This window comes from Leptolyngbya sp. NK1-12, from assembly GCF_032598965.1.
GTDB lineage: Bacteria > Cyanobacteriota > Cyanobacteriia > Elainellales > Elainellaceae > Elainella.
Window position 1 is genome coordinate 2,186,029 of the sequence record NZ_CP053586.1, and the last position, 19,255, is coordinate 2,205,283.

General features: G+C 52.3%; 18 protein-coding genes. 7 read left to right on the forward strand and 11 right to left on the reverse strand.

What is annotated here, in order from left to right:
* The first annotated feature begins 53 nt into the window (after positions 1 to 53).
* Positions 54 to 938, forward strand: coding sequence for a glycosyltransferase family 2 protein (locus tag HJG54_RS09000; protein ID WP_316434545.1), 885 nt, complete (start codon positions 54 to 56; stop codon positions 936 to 938).
* On the opposite strand, the gene HJG54_RS09005 is transcribed toward HJG54_RS09000, so the two are convergent.
* The 3 genes from HJG54_RS09005 to HJG54_RS09015 form a co-directional block, all read right to left on the reverse strand.
* Positions 935 to 1,900 (reverse strand): DUF362 domain-containing protein, encoded by a 966-nt coding sequence (locus HJG54_RS09005; protein WP_316434546.1) that lies wholly within the window; start codon positions 1,898 to 1,900, stop codon positions 935 to 937. The two genes, HJG54_RS09000 and HJG54_RS09005, sit on opposite strands and share 4 nt — an antisense overlap.
* A 134-nt stretch (positions 1,901 to 2,034) precedes the next feature.
* The gene (locus HJG54_RS09010) at positions 2,035 to 2,325 is read right to left on the reverse strand and encodes a hypothetical protein (RefSeq protein ID WP_036003855.1); all 291 of its coding nucleotides are present in this window, start codon (positions 2,323 to 2,325) and stop codon (positions 2,035 to 2,037) included.
* A 34-nt stretch (positions 2,326 to 2,359) separates the two neighbouring features.
* Positions 2,360 to 2,533, reverse strand: a complete 174-nt coding sequence (locus HJG54_RS09015; protein WP_316434547.1) for a hypothetical protein — start codon at positions 2,531 to 2,533, stop codon at positions 2,360 to 2,362.
* 120 nt (positions 2,534 to 2,653) lie between these two features.
* Between HJG54_RS09015 and HJG54_RS09020 the strand changes: the two genes are divergently transcribed.
* Together HJG54_RS09020 and HJG54_RS09025 are read left to right on the forward strand one after the other, a co-directional pair.
* The gene (locus tag HJG54_RS09020; protein WP_316434548.1) at positions 2,654 to 3,313 is read left to right on the forward strand and encodes a sigma-70 family RNA polymerase sigma factor; all 660 of its coding nucleotides are present in this window, start codon (positions 2,654 to 2,656) and stop codon (positions 3,311 to 3,313) included.
* A 258-nt stretch (positions 3,314 to 3,571) separates the two neighbouring features.
* Positions 3,572 to 4,153, forward strand: coding sequence for an anti-sigma factor family protein (locus HJG54_RS09025; protein WP_316434549.1), 582 nt, complete (start codon positions 3,572 to 3,574; stop codon positions 4,151 to 4,153).
* 59 nt (positions 4,154 to 4,212) lie between these two features.
* Here the strand turns inward: HJG54_RS09025 and HJG54_RS09030 are convergent, their stop codons facing one another.
* On the reverse strand, positions 4,213 to 4,656 hold the full coding sequence (locus HJG54_RS09030; protein ID WP_316434551.1) for a gamma-glutamylcyclotransferase family protein: 444 nt from the start codon (positions 4,654 to 4,656) through the stop codon (positions 4,213 to 4,215).
* A gap of 155 nt (positions 4,657 to 4,811) precedes the next feature.
* On the opposite strand from HJG54_RS09030, the gene leuS reads away from it, so the two are divergent.
* Both leuS and HJG54_RS09040 read left to right on the forward strand, forming a co-directional pair.
* Positions 4,812 to 7,394, forward strand: coding sequence for a leucine--tRNA ligase (leuS, locus tag HJG54_RS09035; RefSeq protein WP_316434553.1), 2,583 nt, complete (start codon positions 4,812 to 4,814; stop codon positions 7,392 to 7,394).
* Positions 7,395 to 7,410: 16 nt separating this feature from the next.
* On the forward strand, positions 7,411 to 8,124 hold the full coding sequence (locus tag HJG54_RS09040; protein WP_316434554.1) for a hypothetical protein: 714 nt from the start codon (positions 7,411 to 7,413) through the stop codon (positions 8,122 to 8,124).
* Between the two features lie 39 nt (positions 8,125 to 8,163).
* Here the strand turns inward: HJG54_RS09040 and HJG54_RS09045 are convergent, their stop codons facing one another.
* Positions 8,164 to 9,105 (reverse strand): aldo/keto reductase, encoded by a 942-nt coding sequence (locus HJG54_RS09045; protein ID WP_316434555.1) that lies wholly within the window; start codon positions 9,103 to 9,105, stop codon positions 8,164 to 8,166.
* Between the two features lie 73 nt (positions 9,106 to 9,178).
* Here HJG54_RS09045 and HJG54_RS09050 point away from each other — a divergent pair, with 73 nt between their 5' ends.
* Complete coding sequence (locus HJG54_RS09050) at positions 9,179 to 10,156, forward strand: Gfo/Idh/MocA family protein (RefSeq protein ID WP_316434557.1); 978 nt, start codon at positions 9,179 to 9,181, stop codon at positions 10,154 to 10,156.
* Between the two features lie 43 nt (positions 10,157 to 10,199).
* On the opposite strand, the gene HJG54_RS09055 is transcribed toward HJG54_RS09050, so the two are convergent.
* The gene (locus HJG54_RS09055) at positions 10,200 to 11,858 is read right to left on the reverse strand and encodes a glycosyltransferase family 39 protein (protein ID WP_316434558.1); all 1,659 of its coding nucleotides are present in this window, start codon (positions 11,856 to 11,858) and stop codon (positions 10,200 to 10,202) included.
* A gap of 265 nt (positions 11,859 to 12,123) precedes the next feature.
* Complete coding sequence (locus HJG54_RS09060; protein ID WP_316429998.1) at positions 12,124 to 13,002, reverse strand: IS982 family transposase; 879 nt, start codon at positions 13,000 to 13,002, stop codon at positions 12,124 to 12,126.
* A 443-nt stretch (positions 13,003 to 13,445) separates the two neighbouring features.
* On the opposite strand from HJG54_RS09060, the gene HJG54_RS09065 reads away from it, so the two are divergent.
* A complete protein-coding gene (locus tag HJG54_RS09065) occupies positions 13,446 to 14,678 on the forward strand; it encodes a glycosyltransferase (RefSeq protein ID WP_316434559.1) in 1,233 nt (410 codons plus the stop codon).
* Here HJG54_RS09065 and HJG54_RS09070 read toward each other — a convergent pair.
* From HJG54_RS09070 to rodA, 4 genes are all read right to left on the reverse strand, one after another.
* Positions 14,611 to 16,725 carry a cation:proton antiporter gene (locus HJG54_RS09070; protein WP_316434560.1) on the reverse strand — a complete coding sequence of 705 codons (2,115 nt, stop codon included), beginning with the start codon at positions 16,723 to 16,725 and terminating at the stop codon, positions 14,611 to 14,613. The genes HJG54_RS09065 and HJG54_RS09070 overlap by 68 nt on opposite strands.
* Before the next feature lie 165 nt (positions 16,726 to 16,890).
* Positions 16,891 to 17,607 (reverse strand): HAS-barrel domain-containing protein, encoded by a 717-nt coding sequence (locus tag HJG54_RS09075; RefSeq protein WP_316434561.1) that lies wholly within the window; start codon positions 17,605 to 17,607, stop codon positions 16,891 to 16,893.
* A gap of 16 nt (positions 17,608 to 17,623) precedes the next feature.
* On the reverse strand, positions 17,624 to 17,818 hold the full coding sequence (locus tag HJG54_RS09080) for an NAD(P)H dehydrogenase subunit NdhS (RefSeq protein WP_036003882.1): 195 nt from the start codon (positions 17,816 to 17,818) through the stop codon (positions 17,624 to 17,626).
* Positions 17,819 to 17,970: 152 nt separating this feature from the next.
* The gene (gene rodA, locus HJG54_RS09085) at positions 17,971 to 19,227 is read right to left on the reverse strand and encodes a rod shape-determining protein RodA (protein ID WP_316434563.1); all 1,257 of its coding nucleotides are present in this window, start codon (positions 19,225 to 19,227) and stop codon (positions 17,971 to 17,973) included.
* Between the last annotated feature and the right edge of the window lie 28 nt (positions 19,228 to 19,255).

A 19,255-nucleotide genomic window follows, 5' to 3' on the forward strand; every position in this document is an offset into this window, starting at 1 on the left:
CAAGATTGGGGGATTCAGGGGGCCGTTCGTCTTCTTACTGCCAATTAGAAGTCATGTTTTCGATTTATATTCTTACTTACAACGAAGAGTTAGATGTTGCCGCCTGCATCGAATCGGCTCTACTTTCCGATGATGTGATTGTGGTTGATTCTTGCAGCAGTGACCGCACGGTTGAAATTGCTAAACGCTATCCGGTGCGGGTCGTGGAGCATGCCTTTGAAAGCCACGGCAAGCAGCGGACTTGGATGCTGGAATCGGTGCCGCCCAAGCACGAGTGGGTTTACATTCTGGAAGCCGACGAGCGAATGACGCCTGAACTATTTCAGGAGTGCTTGCAGGCGATTCAGACTCGGGAGTCGGTTGGCTACTACGTGGCGGAACGAGTCATGTTCATGGGCCACTGGATTCGTCACTGCACGCAGTACCCGCGCTATCAGTTGCGCCTGTTGCGGCATGGCAAGGTTCGGTTCACCGATTACGGCCACACCGAACGCGAAGTTTGTGACGGACCTACCGGAATCCTGCGTGCTACCTATCCGCACTATACCTGTGGCAAGGGCTTCAGCCGCTGGATTGAAAAGCACAACCGCTACTCGACCGATGAAGCGATCGAAACGCTGCGCCAGCTCGAAACAGGTTCGGTCAACTGGCAGGCTCTACTGTTTGGCACGACTGAAGTGGAACGCCGCCGAGCACTAAAGGATCTTTCGTTACGTATCCCGTTTCGGCCCTTGGTACGCTTTTTCTACATGTATATTCTGCTGGGTGGCTGCTTGGATGGGCGAGCGGGCTTTACCTGGTGCGTCCTGCAAGCTTTTTACGAGTATTTGATTCTGCTCAAGGTCTGGGAAATCCGGCACATGCCAGTGCCAACCTTAGAAACCAATTGGGCTCCAGCGAAGGCTCCGGACCTAATAACAACTCGCTGCCCGAACTAACCGCGAGTTGCGTAGGCGCTCATGGGTTCCTTGATGAACCGGATGTATAAATGGCGGAACGTGGATTTGAGCACGCGGGGCAGGGCAAAATCGATCGGCATGAGCTGAGCTGGTAGCTTCCAGTCATCTACTCGCAGTTCGGCAGGTGTTAGCAGCGGAAACTGAATTTCGGCCAGGTCGGGACACAAGCCAAGCCGCTGAGATGCCGCTACGGTGGGGATGATCGCCGGATCGACTGCCAAAACTTCTAGCATGGCTCGATCGAGGGCAAATACATCAGCCGATGCACCCAGCACACCCAAGAGACGCGGTTCGCCGTTACTAGGTCCATTGCCCTCGTGGCCAATAATGCCGTCTAGAATCGTCAGGTCGGGGCTGATTGTCCGCGCCGTTTCAACCAGCATGTTGCCAAAGCGAGCGCTGTCTTTTCCGGCTTCCATATGCCACCAAGCTTTCATCTTGCCAGGAACACAGCCAAACAGATTTTTCACGCCCAATGTCAGGGTGAGCTGCACATGGGATTTCACCTTGGGTAAGTTGATCACTACATCGGCTTCCATGGCTTCTTTCGACAGCAGCAGGTGGTTGAACTCCTGACTCACCGTTTTATAGCGTCGGCCTTGGAAGTCGATAATCGGCAGCTTCAGCTCGTCCAAAATGAACTGATAGCCATTGGCAACCGCTACACCTCTGGCGCTCCCAAAAGCAGGACTATCGCCCAAAAACGGATGCCCGCCTGCTTCCTGCACCAGCCGCGCCACCCAGTAGACGAGTTCTGGACGAGTTGTACAGTCCTTGCCCGGTTTGGCTCCCGTCAGCAAATTGGGCTTCAACAGCACCCGATCGCCTGGTTTCACAAAAGCCGCTATGCCACCCAAGGGATCCAACACTTGTCTAAGAGCTGCTTCCAGCATTGGCTGTTCATAAGACGTAGCTCGCACAAAACTCACGCTAGCTGCCATGCGACCCCCTTGCTCAAATCTTGCTCAAATGTGGAATTGAAGAAAGTGAATCTGGATTCTTTCCTATCTTAAAGTGCTGGTAACCCGTAAAGCCGGGTTTGGTCAGTGTAGGCGCGGTTTGAACCGCCAGCTTCTTAGCGGCTGCGATTTAATGCGGTGATCCGTTCAGCGTTGGAGAAAATGCCTTCGCCTTGCAGTTGGGTCAGAGATGGTTTCACCTCGACTTTGACCACATTGGCGATATTGACCATCACCGTCTGCTCGTCCAGGTTGAGAATCCACCAGTCTTTTTGCAAAATGTGGCGGACTTCAATCCGCATGTCGTGCCGGGTCTCATCTTCCAAAGCTGCCGGAATCATGAAGGATTCGGTTTGGCCATTGAGATAGTAGAACGTAAGCTGAGTATAGTCTGACTGACTGTGCATAGCGTGACTCCAGAATTGCAGCGCCTACCCTAGATTAATAGCTCAAACCCGGATCATTGGCTCGATTGCTGCAATAAACTTCAGGATTTTGGCTCACAGTTGCTGATGTACGGCGAGAAAACCGTCCTACTGGTGGACGCAATTGGGGCGTTGGCAGCGCAAAATTGCCAAAGTTGGGATTGGTGTTGCCTAAGCTGGTTTGCCTCACATTCACCTCCACGAGCAGCCGGATACCAATTTCGACTTTGAACCTTCGTTATAAAGGGGAACCTCGGAACTTATGTCAGCGTCTTCTAAAAACGGAAGTCCTCAAAGTCAAGTTCTGCGCATGAGTAGTGAATCTCTACCCGTATCTTGGTCAGCAGTTGAGGCAATCGCTCCTCACACATCGGTTTCCGCTGAAAAACTCTCGAATTACGATCTGATTTTGCAGTGTCAGGCAGGGTTCCGCCCCGGCAAAGCCTTATTTGCTGAACTGATGCGGCGCTATCATCCCCATGTAGAAAAATTGCTCTACCATCTAGCGCCTGATTGGACCGATCGGGCTGACCTAGCCCAGGAGGTGTGGATTCGCGTCTACCGCAACATCAAACGGCTACAGGAACCAGTGAAGTTTCGCGGCTGGCTGAGCCGCATCACCACTAACCTGTTCTATGACGAGTTACGCAAACGCAAGCGCAACAGTGTGCCCCTCTCGTTAGACGCACCCTTGGCGGTAGAGGACGGAGAGCTGGACTGGGAACTGGCTTCCGATACCCCAGGACCGGCTGAAGAGTTGGCCACTCAGGAATTTTACGAGCAGCTTCGCCACGCGATTGCCGATCTGCCAGAAGTTTTCCGGACTACGATCGTGCTACGCGAAATTGAAGGTATGGCCTATGAGGAGATTGCTGAAATTACCGGAGTTTCGTTGGGAACGGTCAAATCTAGAATTGCCAGGGCGCGTCAGCGGCTTCAGGAACAATTGCAGCAGTATCTCGATGCGTAGCAAATTTATCACAAGCCGTCTAAAGTATGAAGTGGATTTGACCCTACACCCCCATCCTTGTTTACGGGTGTTATAGTTGCGACGGATGGATGATTCCAAGTTCAGTAGCCTTATCTAAGGAGTGATCAGTCATAGACCGTGATTCTGCCTAGTGCAAGATACCCAGAGTTTGGCCGGCTCATTACACTATTTAGAGACTCTAATCGGAGACTTGAGGTAATTCATTAATATCGGCTTCTAATTCCAGAGACTCTCAACATGATCAACCATCTTGATGAATTTGACGAACGCAACAACCCCAAAGAGTCGATCAATACTGAGCAGAGCAACGAATGCCTTATTGCCGAATCCAGTGCTGAAGCTCATCCAGAGCTATGTTCTATAATGCAGCGCGACCGGTTTGAGCTACTTAGCGCTTACCTGGATGGCGAGGTTTCGGCTAACGAGCGGCGGCAAGTTGAACAGTGGCTGGCTACGGATGCCAAAACGCAGCAACTCTACACGCGATTGCTCACCCTGCGACAGCGGCTGCATACGCTACCCATCACTCAGTCCGAGCAAAGCGTTGATCAGCTAGTTGATCGGGTGACAGCGCGGATTGAGCGTCAGCCGAAACGGTTAATCTGGGGTGGTTTGGCGGCAGCGGCTGTCCTGATTGGTGCCCTGTTTAGCGCCCTACCGCAAAACAATTACGCTCCGTCGATAGCCGACTCGCTGACACCCAATGAGGATGTCCCCAGCGATGGCTTAATGATTGCGATCAACCACCCACCCATTGAAATCCCTAAGGCTGCCGTTGCTCCTGGTGTTCTTCAGGACTCTCCCCAAACGATTCGGTAGTTACAGTCTTAGTTGCTGGATTGATTCTTGGTTTGAACTTGTGACGTAACTATAGAATCCTACAGGCGGTACTCTGCTTGGCTACCCGTTGGGCTACCCCAGCGTCCTTGAGGCAGCAGAATGCCGCCAAGTTTGTTTACCAGCGTTTTGTCCATCTGGTACACCCAAGCCTGTCCTAGAGAGCGGTGATTCAAGTCAAATACCTCTGCCGCCACGCGAACATATTCATTCTGCTCCGTAGGCCGATTGGGATCATACTCTTCGAGCTGATCGAGGTGAGTCAGTATCGCTGGATCGGCAAACGAAAGCAGGAAGCCATATACTAGACTATTGCCAACCGTCATAGCTGGGTAGCCAAAGGGTAAATCGTACAGTTGGCCGATCATAATGGCTGCTTGTGCATGCAGAACTCGGCCTTGGCAGTAGTGATCATAGTTAATCTCACCGGGCTTCAGCGTGCCGTAGACGAATACTTTTAGTGGATTAGATTCAGCCTTTTCCATCTCGGTGAAGTCATTGATGCGGTGTGAGGTGGCTAAAGTCGCAAATCAAGTTGCCTGAAGAGGAACCAAATCTCTTTGCTATCCGTCCCCTGCATCTTTCACCCTTCCTTTAGAATGGTGTAGAAACAGCTCACTCATCCATAGGAGATCAGTGCGTGGAGTCCCGTTATAATCCGGCAGCAATTGAGGACAAATGGCAGCAGCATTGGGCCGAGCAGGGTGTGGACCAAACCCCGGAAGCGACCGATAAGCCCAAATTTTATGCGCTGTCGATGTTCCCCTATCCCTCCGGCAACCTGCACATGGGGCATGTCCGTAACTATACCATCACCGATGTGATCGCGCGGGTGCGGCGGATGCAGGGCTATCGAGTACTCCACCCCATGGGTTGGGATGCCTTTGGGCTGCCAGCCGAGAATGCCGCGATTGATCGAGGCGTGCATCCAGCCAAATGGACCTACCAGAATGTTGCGCAGATGCGGGCACAGTTGCAGCGCTTGGGGTTGTCCTATGACTGGCAGCGGGAAGTCACCACCTGCTCGCCCGACTACTACCGCTGGACCCAGTGGATTTTCTTGGAGTTTTTGAAGGCGGGCCTCGCCTATCAGAAAGAGGCGGCTGTGAACTGGGATCCGGTTGACCAAACGGTGTTAGCCAACGAGCAGGTAGACAGCGAAGGGCGTTCCTGGCGATCCGGCGCTATGGTAGAGCGGCGTCTGCTAAAGCAGTGGTTCTTCAAAATTACCGCCTATGCCGACCAGTTGCTCAAGGATCTGGAACAGCTCGATGGCTGGCCGGAACGGGTGCGGTTGATGCAGGAGAACTGGATTGGCAAATCGACCGGAGCCGAAGTGGTATTTACAACCGAAGCCGGAGATGAGCTGCCGATTTTTACCACCCGTCCGGATACGCTTTGGGGCGCAACCTTCATGGTGCTGTCGCCAGAGCATCCCTTAGTCGAGAAATTGACTACAGCTAAGCAGGCAAAGCAGGTCAAAGCCTATCAAGCCGAAGCAGCAAGTAAAAGCGAGATCGACCGTACCGCTGAGGATCGGGAAAAAACCGGCGTCTGGACCGGCAGCTATGCGATTAACCCAGTGAATGACGAGCGAATACCGATCTGGATCGCCGATTATGTGCTGATGGGTTACGGTACCGGCGCAATTATGGCGGTTCCAGCCCATGATCAGCGTGACTTTGAGTTTGCCAAAAAATTCAACCTGCCGATTAAAGTGGTGGTGCAGCCGCCGGATCAGACCATTGATGCGGATACCATGATTGAAGCCTATCCCCATGATGGCGTCATGGTGCATTCTGGTCCCTTAGATGGAGTGCCTGCTGGCAAGGGAGCCGGTCAAAGTGTGGAGGCGGCAGTGCAGTGGTTAGAGCAGCATGGCAAGGGCACGGGTACCGCTAATTATCGCCTGCGGGACTGGTTGATTTCCCGTCAACGCTACTGGGGCTGCCCGATTCCGGTGGTGCATTGTCCGAGCTGTGGGATTGTGCCGGTCCCCGATGATCAGTTGCCGGTTTGCTTGCCTGAAGACGTAGAGTTCTCTGGACGCGGCCCCTCTCCGTTGGCGAAATTGGAATCCTGGATCAATGTCCCCTGCCCGAGCTGCGGAGAACCGGCCCGTCGGGAAACGGACACGATGGATACATTCATTTGTTCGTCCTGGTATTACCTGCGCTATCCGGATGCCTGCAACGAGCAGCAAGTGTTCGACCCGGCCAAAACCAACGACTGGATGCCGGTGGATCAGTATGTAGGCGGCATCGAGCATGCAATTTTGCATTTGCTCTACTCGCGCTTCTTTACCAAGGTGCTGCGGGACCGGGGCTTGCTCAACTTTGATGAACCGTTCAAGCGCTTATTGACCCAGGGCATGGTGCAGGCTGCCGCCTACAAAAACCCGAAAACCGGCAAGTACTTTGCTCCCAGTCAGCTTGATTTGTCGAATCCCACAGATCCGGAAACCGGCGAACCGCTGGAAGTGGTCTTTGAGAAGATGTCGAAGTCGAAGTATAACGGCATTGACCCAGAGCAAGTGCTGGCGAAATATGGAGCCGATACCGCACGCATGTTTATCTTGTTCAAAGCGCCGCCGGAGAAAGATCTGGAATGGGACGATGCCGATGTCGAGGGTCAGTTCCGCTTTTTAAACCGGGTATGGCGTTTGGTGACGGAATTTGCTGAGCGCAACGCAGTTCAACGGGCGGGCCAGAAATCAGGTCAGGGGCAGTTGAGCAAGGCAGAAAAGGATCTGCGCTATGCCATTCACTATGCGATTCAGCAAGTGAGTGAAGACTTGGAGGGCGATTACCAGTTCAATACTGCCGTTTCGGAGCTGATGAAACTGAATAATGCCCTCAGCGATGCGACCTGCAAGGATTCGCCTATCTATGCAGAAGGGATTGAAACCTTGTTGCGCCTATTGGCCCCCTTCGCGCCTCACTTGGCTGAAGAACTGTGGCACAGCTTAGAGCGTGAAGGGTCAGTGCATCAGCAAGCTTGGCCGCAAGCTGATCCGTCTGCTTTGGTGGTGGATGAAATTGCGCTGGTGATTCAAATCATGGGGAAAACTCGCGGCACGATTCAGGTGCCTGCTCAGGCCGACAAGCAGATGCTGGAGCAGTATGCCCGCGAATCGGAATTAGCACAAAAATACATTGCCGGTAAAGATATTAAAAAGGTGATTGTCGTGCCTGGTAAGTTGGTGAATTTTGTGGTGGAATGATGCCGGGAGGGTTGTCATGAAGCCACGTCAGGCCATCTATTTGCTGCTAGGGATCGGGTTGAGTATCAGCGGCTGCACTTCGTTGGGTTCGGCGAAGCAGGCCGCGACTTCAGACACTTCGCTGACTGCCCCTGTGGAATCGCCAGCAGAATCGCCAGTAGAATTGCTTGCGGAAAATGCTGGTCCTAGTTCTGTAACCGAAAAACTTCGCCCTGATACGCGCATCATGCCGATGACGATTGAAGGGGAAGTCGTTGAAATGGAACTGCGCCTGTTCGATCAGTCCGCGCTGCCATTTACCACCTATGTGCCCAAAAAAGATTTTCAGGACAAGGTCGATAGTTCCGATCAGGGTACGGTAGCTCAGTTTATTTTCAGTCCCGGCGGCAAAAAAGACGAGACTGCCTATGTGCAAATCTTCATGCCGTCTCGCCGCACCACTGTGGAAGAGATGCGCGAACTGCTGCTGAGCGAGAATGGCTTGTTGGCAACTAATAACTGGGAATTGGTCGATCGCACCGATATTGTCAGCTATGCTTGGGCACGAGAAAAGCTAATCTATCAGCAGCGGGCTGACAAAACAGATTATTTTGGCTCAATTTATATCGGCGATTACCAAGGGCGTTCCTTCTATGCCTTGACCCACTATCCAGCCGAATACGGAGATGGGTTTGAGCCACGCTCGACGATTATGCTAGAGAACCTGCAATTTCGCGACGAACGCTCTTGATAATGCTCGCCTGAAGTGGTTGGATCTAGTAGACCATTCTCAATCCTTCTGAGTTGCAGCCGCTAGCTCAGCCACTTCCGATTCAGTCAACGACCAGCCGAGCGCTCCGGCGTTTTGCTCAACTTGGTTTGGGTTTTTGGCTCCCGGAATTGGGATCACGTTGCCCTGGGCAATTAACCAGTTCAAGGCCACCTGGGCAGGGGTGCGGCCATGCCGTTCCCCAATCGACTTCAGCAGGTTAATCACCGGCGCTAATTTTTCTAAACCACTGCGGCTGAAGCGCGGATCGAGCTTGCGGGCACCGGTTGGCGGGGTGTAGGTTTCGGGCGTGTATTTGCCAGTCAGCAACCCTTGGGCCAGTGGGCTGTAGGCCAAAATCGTCACACCTAGCTCACGGGCGGTAGACAGAACCCCGTTTCGCTCAATTTGGCGTGCTAGCAGGGAATACTGCACCTGATTTACCGCCAGAGGCACACCCCGATCGGCCAGCAACCGGTGCGCCTGCCGCATTTGTTCGGCTGAATAGTTGCTCACCCCAACTGCTTGAATCCGACCCTGCTTCACTTCATCAGCTAGAGCGTTCATCAATGTGGTCTGTCCCATTAAGAAATCAAACGGCCAATGCACCTGGTAAAGCGTAACCGTAGGTAACTGTAATCGTTTCAGGCTAGCGGTGAGGGCATCGGCTACCGCATCGGCATTAAACCGCCAGGGCAGGGGAAAATACTTGGTGGCAATCGTAACTGGACGATCGGTTTGCTGCATAAACTCGCCCAAGAGCCGCTCTGATTCGCCAAATCCATAAATTTCAGCCGTGTCGAAAAAAAGAATGCCCGAATCGAGAGCGGTTTTAAAGGCCGCCTGCAGATCGGCAGCATCGTATTCCTTACCGTAATTCCAGAACAGCTTATCGCCCCATGCCCAGGTGCCAATACCGAGGGGCGATACTGCAGGACCATTCAAACCAAGGGGTACTTCCATGCGCTTCTAATGACTTAATACAGCTTAATATTTAACATGTCTTAATATTTACCTTAGCGAATTCGAGAAAGTCATGCATCCGATTCGAGTGGGATTAGTCGGCACTGGCTATGCCGCCAAGGTGAGAGCCGAAAGTCTACAAGCCGATGCGCGCGCTCAGCTTGTAGCTGTGGCTGGTCATACAATCGACAAGGCTCGTGCGTTTAGCGAAACCTATGCAGCCCAACCGGCAGCCTCCTGGATGGAACTAGTAAACCGGGCTGAACTGGATCTGCTCGTAATTGCCACCATTAATCGCGATCATGGTCCGATTGCACGGGCAGCCTTGCAGGCAGGCAAGCATGTGGTGGTCGAATATCCCCTGGCGCTAGAGTGGGCTGAGGCCGAAGCGTTAGTGAGTCTGGCGCATCAGCAAAACAAACTGCTGCATGTCGAACATATTGAGCTGCTCAGCGGCATTCATCAGGCGGTACAAACCGCGTTGGCGGAGATCGGCACGCCCCTTTATGTACGCTACACCAACCTCAACGCTCAGCGTCCTGCGCCGCAGAAATGGACCTACTCATTGGACCAGTTTGGCTTTCCATTCATGGGGGCTGTTTCGCGCATCCATCGTCTCACGAATTTGTTTGGACGGGTGGCAACGGTGACTGGGCAGGCGCGGTTTTGGCATGAGTCTGCTGAATCGGATCAGTATACCTCCTGCCTTTGTACAGCTCAACTGCGGTTTGCAAACGGGTTGGTGGCTGAAGTGGTTTATGGCAAGGGTGAAGCGATCTGGCGCAGTGCTCGCACCCTAGAAATTCACGCGGCTGAAGGCGGGATTTTTGTCGATGGTGAGCAAGGCACGTTGGTCCAGGCCAACCAAACCCGTTCGCTAGAAATGGGCAGTCGGCGTGGCCTATTTGCCAAAGATACAGCGATGGTGCTGGATTACTTGACCACCGGAGCACCGCTTTACGTGTCTCTGGATGCCAGTTTGTACGCTCTCAAAGTAGCGGACGCGATTCGCCGCTCGGCAGAAACCGGCAGAACGATCGAACTGGAATAGGAGGAATGAGCGCACGGCTCAACTCTGCTATCTATCTAGCTGTCTATCTAACTGAATCTGTCTGAATCCGCCAGAGCCAATTATTGAATCCTTCTGAAAGGGTCTCAATCTCGTAAGTGGTCTGCTGGTCGAGCTGCTCTAGCCAGGGAGCCAGAGGCCGGGGATTGAATAGGTAAACGTCGCTGAACCCATCGGGAATAGGGGGCAGGTAGGGAGTATTAACTAAATCCCGATCCGAGTTTTGGCAGGCATAGCACTGGGGCCGTACTAGTAGCCGCACGTTTGGCTCTAGGTAGTAGCTGAAGGCCAAGAGATCGCCGACTTCAGCATCGCTGACCACCAAAGGCTGCTCGCTCTGATTCACGATTTCGGCTAATCTGGGCAGGCTGCTGTTGTGCACTTTATGCCACCAAGTGGGTGACTGGATAATCAAGATCGATGACAGGATACCAGCCAGAAGCACCAAAACAGCAACGGCTTGTCCGCATCGGTCTGGCCAGCGGTTTTTTTTCGCTTCTGGAGCTGTTGGAGTCAAATACCGCGATAGCAGAAAGGTCATCGCCAACCCAAACCCCACGTAGACCGGCACTTGATAGCGCGGAATCGTGGAGCGCAGACCGCCTAAGACCAGATCGGGCAGCGTCAGCGCCAAGGCTGGAACGGCAATCAACGTGAAGACAAAGAACCAGGTGCGGAAGGAAGTGCGTCGCCAAAGAATATACAGTGCATAGATCACCGACAGCCGCACAACAACCTGAAACAGCATAAACAGATGCCACAGTCCAGGCGGCAGCGTTAGTTCACCCCGATCCACAAAGGGTATGCGCGAGTGGTAGCTCCAAAGTTTAATTAATTCAAACAAGCTAAACTGATTTTCGACCGTGACCCAACTTGTGACCGTGTCTACCTGCGAGGTTTTGGTGGCCAAGACAAACAGCCACGGCCCGAATGCAATCAGACTGATCAGCAACGCAATCACAAATCGTTCCAAACTAACTGTCCAGCGACGCTGCACTCCCAAGACATAAACCGCATGGGCAATCGCAACAATGGCAGAAAACAGAAACGTATAGAGATTCAGGGTCATGGTGAAGGCATAGAGCAGCCAGCTCGTGGTCGTTTTTACTCGCAGTGCCCGCAGTAATGTGGCGCTAGACACGAGCGTCATCACAACCCAAAGCACGGTAGGACGAGCTTCTTGCGCATAAATAATCTGGAAGGGCGAAACCGCCAGTAGCGCCATGCCCAGCCAACTTGTCCAGGTAGAACGATACAGCTCCCAACACAGCCATGCCATACAAGGAAGGGCCAGAATGCTCAGAGCAATGGAAAACGAGCGAATTGTCGCAACCGAATCACCAAACAGGCTGGCCCAAACTCGCACCAGTACGTAATAGAGTGGTGTGTGCTGCGGTTCTTCCTCGGCTAAGCCGCTGACCGTATCGCTCAGTTCTCTGTTGGGATTAATCTGTCTGTATTTCTCAAACGCGGCGGGGGCAACGGGCGGCTGGGCAGTCAAGGCTTGAACAACTTCAGCTTCGGTATAGCCTGAGATGCGTAGTGAAGTGAACGCTTCGTCATACCAATACACGTGATCGAGCGTGACACAGCGGAAGATTAACCCGGCCACTAGACATAGGCCAATCAACCAGCGCCATTGCCCAAACGGTGCCCACCACCGCAAAGAATCTCGTTTCTGCATAATCTGTCCTTGATTAAGTCTGTCTCAAGCCATACTGGGTTCAGCTCGCTCATTTTTGCGTACCGTTGCCTGGTATTTGAGAAACGGCAGCGGCAACTCTTTTCTGGTTTAGCTTTAATCGCGGCAGAGTGTCAGTAGTCAGCAGCAAATAAGCGTAAGAGCGATTAAGAGCCATTAAGAGACTGTTTGTAAATGAATTTTAAGAGGCTAGAATCGACTTCACATCTGATCCTCCCTAACCCTCCTTAAATAACGTGAGTTCGGGTTAAATAGGCTCAGGCAAAAAGGTATCAGGGATGAGGGATGGTTTCTTGGGCTGATGGCAGTAGGCAATTAATCCACAGACCAGATTGACCAAGCAGTTGACGGGTGAACGATGACGAGAATGCTCAATCTGAGAAATGTTCTTCAACTGGTCAATCACCGATTCAATAATGGCTCGTCGCCGTAGGAGCAGCTTATCTGCCAATGGCATCAAGCGGTTCTTCATATTCCGTTTGAGCTTGGTAATCAGTTGAATTCCCCAATCGTGCCACAGTTGCAGGGCGAGTTTCTGGGAGACATAGCCCCGGTCGCCAAACACTTTGCCGAAAAGCTGTTGCAGCAATTGGGGAACTGGCTGACGGTCATCGACATTGCCAGGGGTGAGGATCGCGTTGAGCAACTCTCCTTGCTCGTTCATCACCAGATGCAGCTTAAAGCCGAAGAACCAGTCCACCGACGTTTTGCCTCTAGCAGCTAGAGGCTTGAATACCTTGTGAGAGGCGATGCGGCGGTTATGGCAAACCTTGATACTGGTCGAATCCATAAAGCTGATGCCCGTACAGCGTCCGAAGCAGTGGCGCAAGTAGGCGCACAGGGGAATGAGGGTCGATGGCATCCACTCCACGAAGCGTTGGTAACTGACTAATCGAGGAAAGGCTTTGCGCCAGTAACGACAGACGAACTGGGTATAAAACCACTTGAAGTTGCGATAGGCCGACTGATGGAAGGCAATCAAGATTGTCATCATCTCGCTTAAGCTGCGGCTGCGGGAGCGGGAACGACGCTGTAGTCCTTCGCCCAATAAGTGCTGCTGCCAGCGCGGTTCAAACCATCGGCAAAAATCATCGACATGGCAAAAAAGGGCTTCTAAACTAAGCATAGGGTGGTCAGATGCGTTGAGAATTAGGTACTTTCAACTGTATCTGTTCCACCCTTCCTTATCCCGAACTCACGTTAAATAAGGAGGGAACCGAGTTAAATCTCTGAAGTCCCCCTTTTTAAGGGGGATTTAGGGGGATCTCAATCTTTGTTTACAAACAAGCTCTAAGTCATTCAACCTTGAATGGAGTGGAGATATCTTGCCCTTTGCAGCGAAAGCCCGCCCTACAGGATTCGCCAGGATTGGGATAATCAGCCTGACCCAGAAGAACCTAAGAAGAACCTAAAAGAAAGTTCTGTCGTCATAGGAGAATGAGGTAGATCGATGCGAAACCTGTAGGTATGAACCCTAGCTCCCTTGGTTTGGCGCAGGGCTGAATTACTCTTGCTGAATTGATTTTGTTGAACCAGCCTGGTTTTGAGACGTAATTCTTCCTATTTTTGATGAATCCATTCCCCATTCGTCCACTGCTAGCTGTTTCGACGGGTAGACTACAAATTCCTGCCGCGGTTGCAGCTCCAGGAAGTTGCCAGTTTTCACTGGTGATTCCCACCTATAACGAAGGGCAAAATATCGCGGCTGTGGTGCACAAGCTCAGTGAATTGCTCGATCCAGTCCTGCTAGGCCGCTATGAGCTGATCGTGGTGGATGATGATAGTCCGGATCGCACTTGGGAAACGGCGCAAGCCTTGACCGCCAGCTACCCTCAACTGCAAGTGATGCGGCGACAAACCGAACGGGGATTGTCTACGGCTGTGATTCGCGGTTGGCAGATGTCTAAGGGCGAAATTCTGGGCGTCATCGATGGCGATTTGCAACATCCACCAGAGGTGCTGCTGAAACTGCTATCGGCAATCGAACAGGGCGCTGATTTGGCCGTGGCCAGCCGTCATATCGAAGGGGGTGGTGTCAGCGAGTGGAGTCCAGTGCGGCGATTTCTGTCGCGGGGAGCGCAGGTGCTGGGGCTGCTGATTTTGCCGAGTGTGGTGGGGCGGGTGTCTGACCCGATGAGCGGTTATTTCCTAGTACATCGCCGTGCCATTGCCGAGCAAGAACTGAATCCGCTGGGCTACAAAATTTTGCTGGAAGTATTGGGGCGGGGAAACGTTCAGCAGGTGGCGGAAGTTGGCTATGTGTTTCAAGAACGGCAGGAAGGCGAGAGCAAAGTAACCTGGCGGCAGTATGTTGACTACCTGCTGCATCTGGCCAAACTGCGCTCTCGTGGACGTATTTCTCGGCTGCGGCAAAAGTATCAGCTTCCTGTGCAGCGCTTTTTGCGGTTTGGCTTGGTGGGCCTGAGCGGTGTGTTTGTAGACATGGCGGTGCTGTATTTGCTGAGCGATCCAGCAACTTTGGGTTGGGGCCTAACCCGGAGCAAAATCATTGCCTCAGAAATTGCAATTATCAATAACTTTCTCTGGAACGATCGCTGGACCTTTGGCGATATTTCTAGGCAGCAGTCGGGCTGGAAGCAGCGGCTAAAGCGGCTGCTCAAGTTCAACCTGATCTGTCTGGCTGGGCTGATTCTGAACGTGCTTTTGCTGAATTTGCTATTCAACGGGTTTGGCCTCAACCGCTACTTGGCCAATTTGATTGCGATTGCTGCCGTTACGCTGTGGAACTTTTGGCTGAATTTGAAACTGAGCTGGCGTGTGACCGATACAGGGGGCGCATAAGCGGCTTGCGCTGTGGCTCTCCGAGGGTAATCACTGAACAGTTGAGCTGTTTCACAATTGGAACGGTAATGCTGCCTAGGGTTAATTCACCAATGCCGCTGCTGCGTCGTCGGGAGGCTCGCAGAATTACTAGATCGTAGGCATGAGCTTGCTGCACAATGGTGCTGACCACATCTTCGGCTTGCAGAATTTGAATTTCAGGTTTAACGGCGGCATTGGCCTGAGCAGATAGCCAATCCAACTGCGACTTGAGCCAGGTCATTCGGTCGGGTGAGCTATGGGGGTCGACCACATGCAGCAGGGTCATCTCGACTTGATTGGCCTTCGCTAAAATTGACGCAAATCGAACTGTTTGTAATGCTTTACGGGCTGGTGTTTCAACCGGAACTAGAATGCGACGAATCGTAGCAGCCGGTTGCAGGAGGCGAGTGACGGCTACTGGACAGTGAGCTGACCAAAGTGTGCGGTCGATTAAACTGCCAAATAGACGAGCACGTAATCCAGCGGTTTGCCCCCATCCCATCACGATCAGACTAGCTTCCTGTTCCCGACTGGCGCGGCTAATGCCCTGGGCCACGTTGTCATCAATTCGTAACAATGGTTCGACGACGGCCCCAAATTCCTGTCCTAGCTCGGTAGCGCGTGCCAATAGGGCGCGACTGCGCTGCAAGGCCTGATCAAGTTCTGGTGCATCCATGTGCGCATGGGCTGGGGCAACGGCGAGTGGTACAATTCGGCCTGCTGCATGTTGGGCAAGTAGGGCAGCCATTTCTAGGAGATTGCGCTCGGTGTTGGGGTTATAGACGGGAACAACAATAGTCAGTTGCTCTGGCTCCAGTGCTACCGATGGGATTTCAGGTTGTTCGATTTCTAAATCCAAAAGGGGTTCGCTTGTCGGTGTTAAACCGGCAGCAGCACGAGCCGTAATTAAAGGCCCCAGGGTCGATGTAACCAGCATCAGCACGATGACGCTATTCAGCACGTCTTCGGTCAACATGCCTTCCCGGTAGCCAACAAACGTAGCTGCTAGGGTGGCTGCAACCTGTGGCATTGAGAGAGACCACATCGTAATACCTTCCCGCCAGCTATAGCGGTAGGCCAACTGGGCCAGCAAAGCAGCGAGAAATTTGCTGCCAATCAACCCGACCAGAATCGTTAGCGTTAGCCCAATTGCACCCATGCTGCGCACAAAAGCAGGTAGGTCAATCAGCAATCCGACATCCACAAAGAAAATCGGAACGAACAGCACTGTGCCGACAAACAGGATTTTTTCTTTAACTGGACCATCACCCACAATGCTGTTAACGGCTAATCCTGCCAAAAACGCCCCGACGATTTTCTCCACCCCAATCAGTTCTGCACCTAAGGCCGAGACGAACACCACCAGCAGCACGAACAAAAACTGATTGCCCTCTTCATCGCCAGACCGCCGAAAGAACTCTTTGCCCAACCAACTGAAGCCAAACAAAATCACAGCCGAATAAATCAAAAGGGCGAGCAGCAAGCTCCCCAAGCTGAGGGCGCTAAAGTTACCTTTGTTGATTCCGACACAGACGGCTAAAACCAGTAAAGCTCCAACATCAGTGAAGATGGTTGCACCGATCGTGACGGTAACAGCTTCGTTGTTTACCACGCCTAGCCGACTGATGATAGGGTAGGCCAACAGTGTGTGGGAGGCGAACAAGGAGCCAATTAAAATCGAAGGATTCCAATCAAACCCGAACAATCGTCCTACAATCGTGCCGGTAATTAGAGGAACAGCAAAGGTAAGAAAGCCAAACCCGGCGGAACGGTACTTGGTAGCGCGGAACTGCGCTAGGTCGATCTCCAGCCCTGCCATGAACAGCAGATACACTAGGCCAATGCCAGAGAGCAGCCGCATGGTTTCGGAGTCGTTGTCCAGTACCTGAAGACCGTTGGGCCCCAACAGGACTCCAGTCAGCAACAACCCTAAAATGCCTGGCAATTTCAAACGCTCAAAAATCAGCGGCACGATCAAAATGATTGCCAGCAGAATCGCAAAGGAGACAATTGGCTCTAGATGCATAGATTCCTAGTTCAGGAAGATAGGTTGATGGCGCAAGCACGGCACAAGTACGGCATGACTGCGGCACAAGAAGAGCTAGGCCGCAAAAGGCTGCTTGCGGTGACACTACCTTAAAAGCATAGAGGCAAAAATCTGTTTAGAGATGTACTTATGGATGGTATTTATTCACAGATGAATTTGGCTCAGAATAGTCCGCAGGCGATCGTAATCATCTTTTAACAGCAAGCTGAGTGTTCGACCGGCTTGCACTAACCAGTCTCGATCGGCCTGCCGCAAGCGATAAATCTCCCGAATTGCAGCCGCGGTCAAACTATCAACTGGAGCGCCGTTGACCTGAAGCAGTGTTCTGAGAAAATCGAGCTGCTGACTGAAGTGAACAATTTCTTCCGGTTCACAGTAGTAAACAGCCTGATGCACCTGGGGTGGCCGGGGAGGCAAGTGCTGGTACACCGTTTCGCTGAGGATGGCCTGATGGCTGAAGCCATTTCGTTCTGTTCGCGGGACGGAGTCCATTCGCGGTTGCGGGACGGAGTCCAAAGGTGGCTGATAGCCCACAATTGCAGCTCGGAATTCGGTTTTGAGCATGGCAAAAATTTGCGGCTGCTGGTCCCTTAACTCTTGCAGAGACAGCCCCAATGCCCTAGCCCGATGGACCGAATCGATTGGGCTTGTCGTGACGTGGTAAACCACCGCATAAATTTGGTTACCTGAATCCTCGTCCCTCGCCTTAACCCAACTGCCAAAAGGTGGCATTATCGCAAAGCTGAGATCGTCTGGCTCTAGACATTGAGCCAAAAATTCAGCCGTCGCGGTTTCAACCACCTCTGCAATATAGTTGGGATGGCGATCTTGGCTACTGAACTGAGGCAGGGGCAACCGCATGGTAAACCGTTAAAAACTACTTTTTGGCTCGTCCGGCGGTCGCGTCTACCAGTTCTAATTCGGAAAGCCGGAACGTCACCAGTTTGTCCCAATTGCCACCCTCAAACAAAACGGCTGCGTTACCGCTGCTGATCCGCTGCACTAATCCTTGATAGCCGTAATAAATATCGTTGGGGTTCTTAATGCGAACCGCAGAACCAGGCAGAATCATTGTGGTTGACCCAATTAGTATAAGCGTTCTTCCTTAGAATACGGCATTTCGTCAGTGGGATTAATCCATCGATTGATAAAAATTTGCGATGGTTATCCCCAGCAAAGCTGTTCAGTTGTAGCGGCTTCTAAAGCTCTGCTGTAACTACTGGGTTAGAACTTTAGCCGATGTCGGTAATTACTCACCGATTCCACGATTCCTAAGGCAATAAAATTGGTCAACAGCGCCGAACGCCCATAGCTCAACCAGGGAAGCGGGATGCCAGTGATCGGTGCCAAGCCAATAGTCATGCCAATGTTGATGAGCACCTGAAAAACAATCATTGATAAAACGCCAATTGCCAGCAGCGAACCAAAGTTGTCCTTCGCGTTTTGGGCAATGATGACTAAGCGTAAACAAATCAACCAAAAGACAAGCAGCACGATAATGCAGCCAACAAAGCCAAATTCCTCACCAATCGCAGAAAAAATAAAATCTGTGTGCTGTTCTGGAATGAAATTGAGCTGTGTCTGAGTCCCTTGATTTAAACCGCGTCCAAACAGTTGCCCTGCTCCGATGGCAATCCGGGACTGAATCAAGTGATAGCCGCCGCCTAAGGGGTCTTTGTCTGGATCTAAGAACAAGGTCAAGCGATCTCGCTGGTATTCTTTCAACACATGCTGCCAGATAAAGCTACCTAAGCCGCCTGCCACTAAGTTGACGACGGCTGCCATAAAGCTCCCCGAAACAGCCCAAGGTAGGGTCCGCCAGCCGATCACAGCTACCAGCCCCACCCAAGCCAGCCAACCGGGCAAAAAGACGCCAAACAAGATAGCGGCAACAATTGGCGAAATCAGTAGCACCAACCAGCCTGGATTCATATTGGCCCAGTAAAGCATCCCCAGGGTAATCGCGCCAAACACTAAGGAGGTACCCAGATCGGGCTGAAGCATAATCAGAATCCAGGGAACAGCGGTGATTGCTAGGGATTTGAGCACCATCCCAAGCGATCTAGCACCATGTTCGTGCAAAACGGCTGCCAGTGTAATAATCACACCAACCTTGGCAAACTCCGACGGTTGCACATGGAAATTGCCGATCGCTACCCAACTTTGGGCACCGTTGGCCGTCGTCCCAATAAAAATCACCAGCAGCAAAGATAGATTAGTGATGCCGTAGATAATCCAACGCCACTGAATCAGGTTCTCGTAACGCCAGCGGGCGATCACTAAAGTAATCAATACCCCCACTAGTCCCGTAACCCAGTGCTGCCACCAAATGGTTGCGCCGAGATGGAGTTGGGTACTGCGGATGGTGATGCCGCCGAACAGGGTTAATCCCACTGGCAGCAACAGCAGCAGCCAATCCAGTTCTTGCCACGGCTGTATCAGTGACTTCCAGCTAATCCGACTAAGAGATTTTTGCAGCATCAGCAGTTGATGAATGAGGACAGAGGGT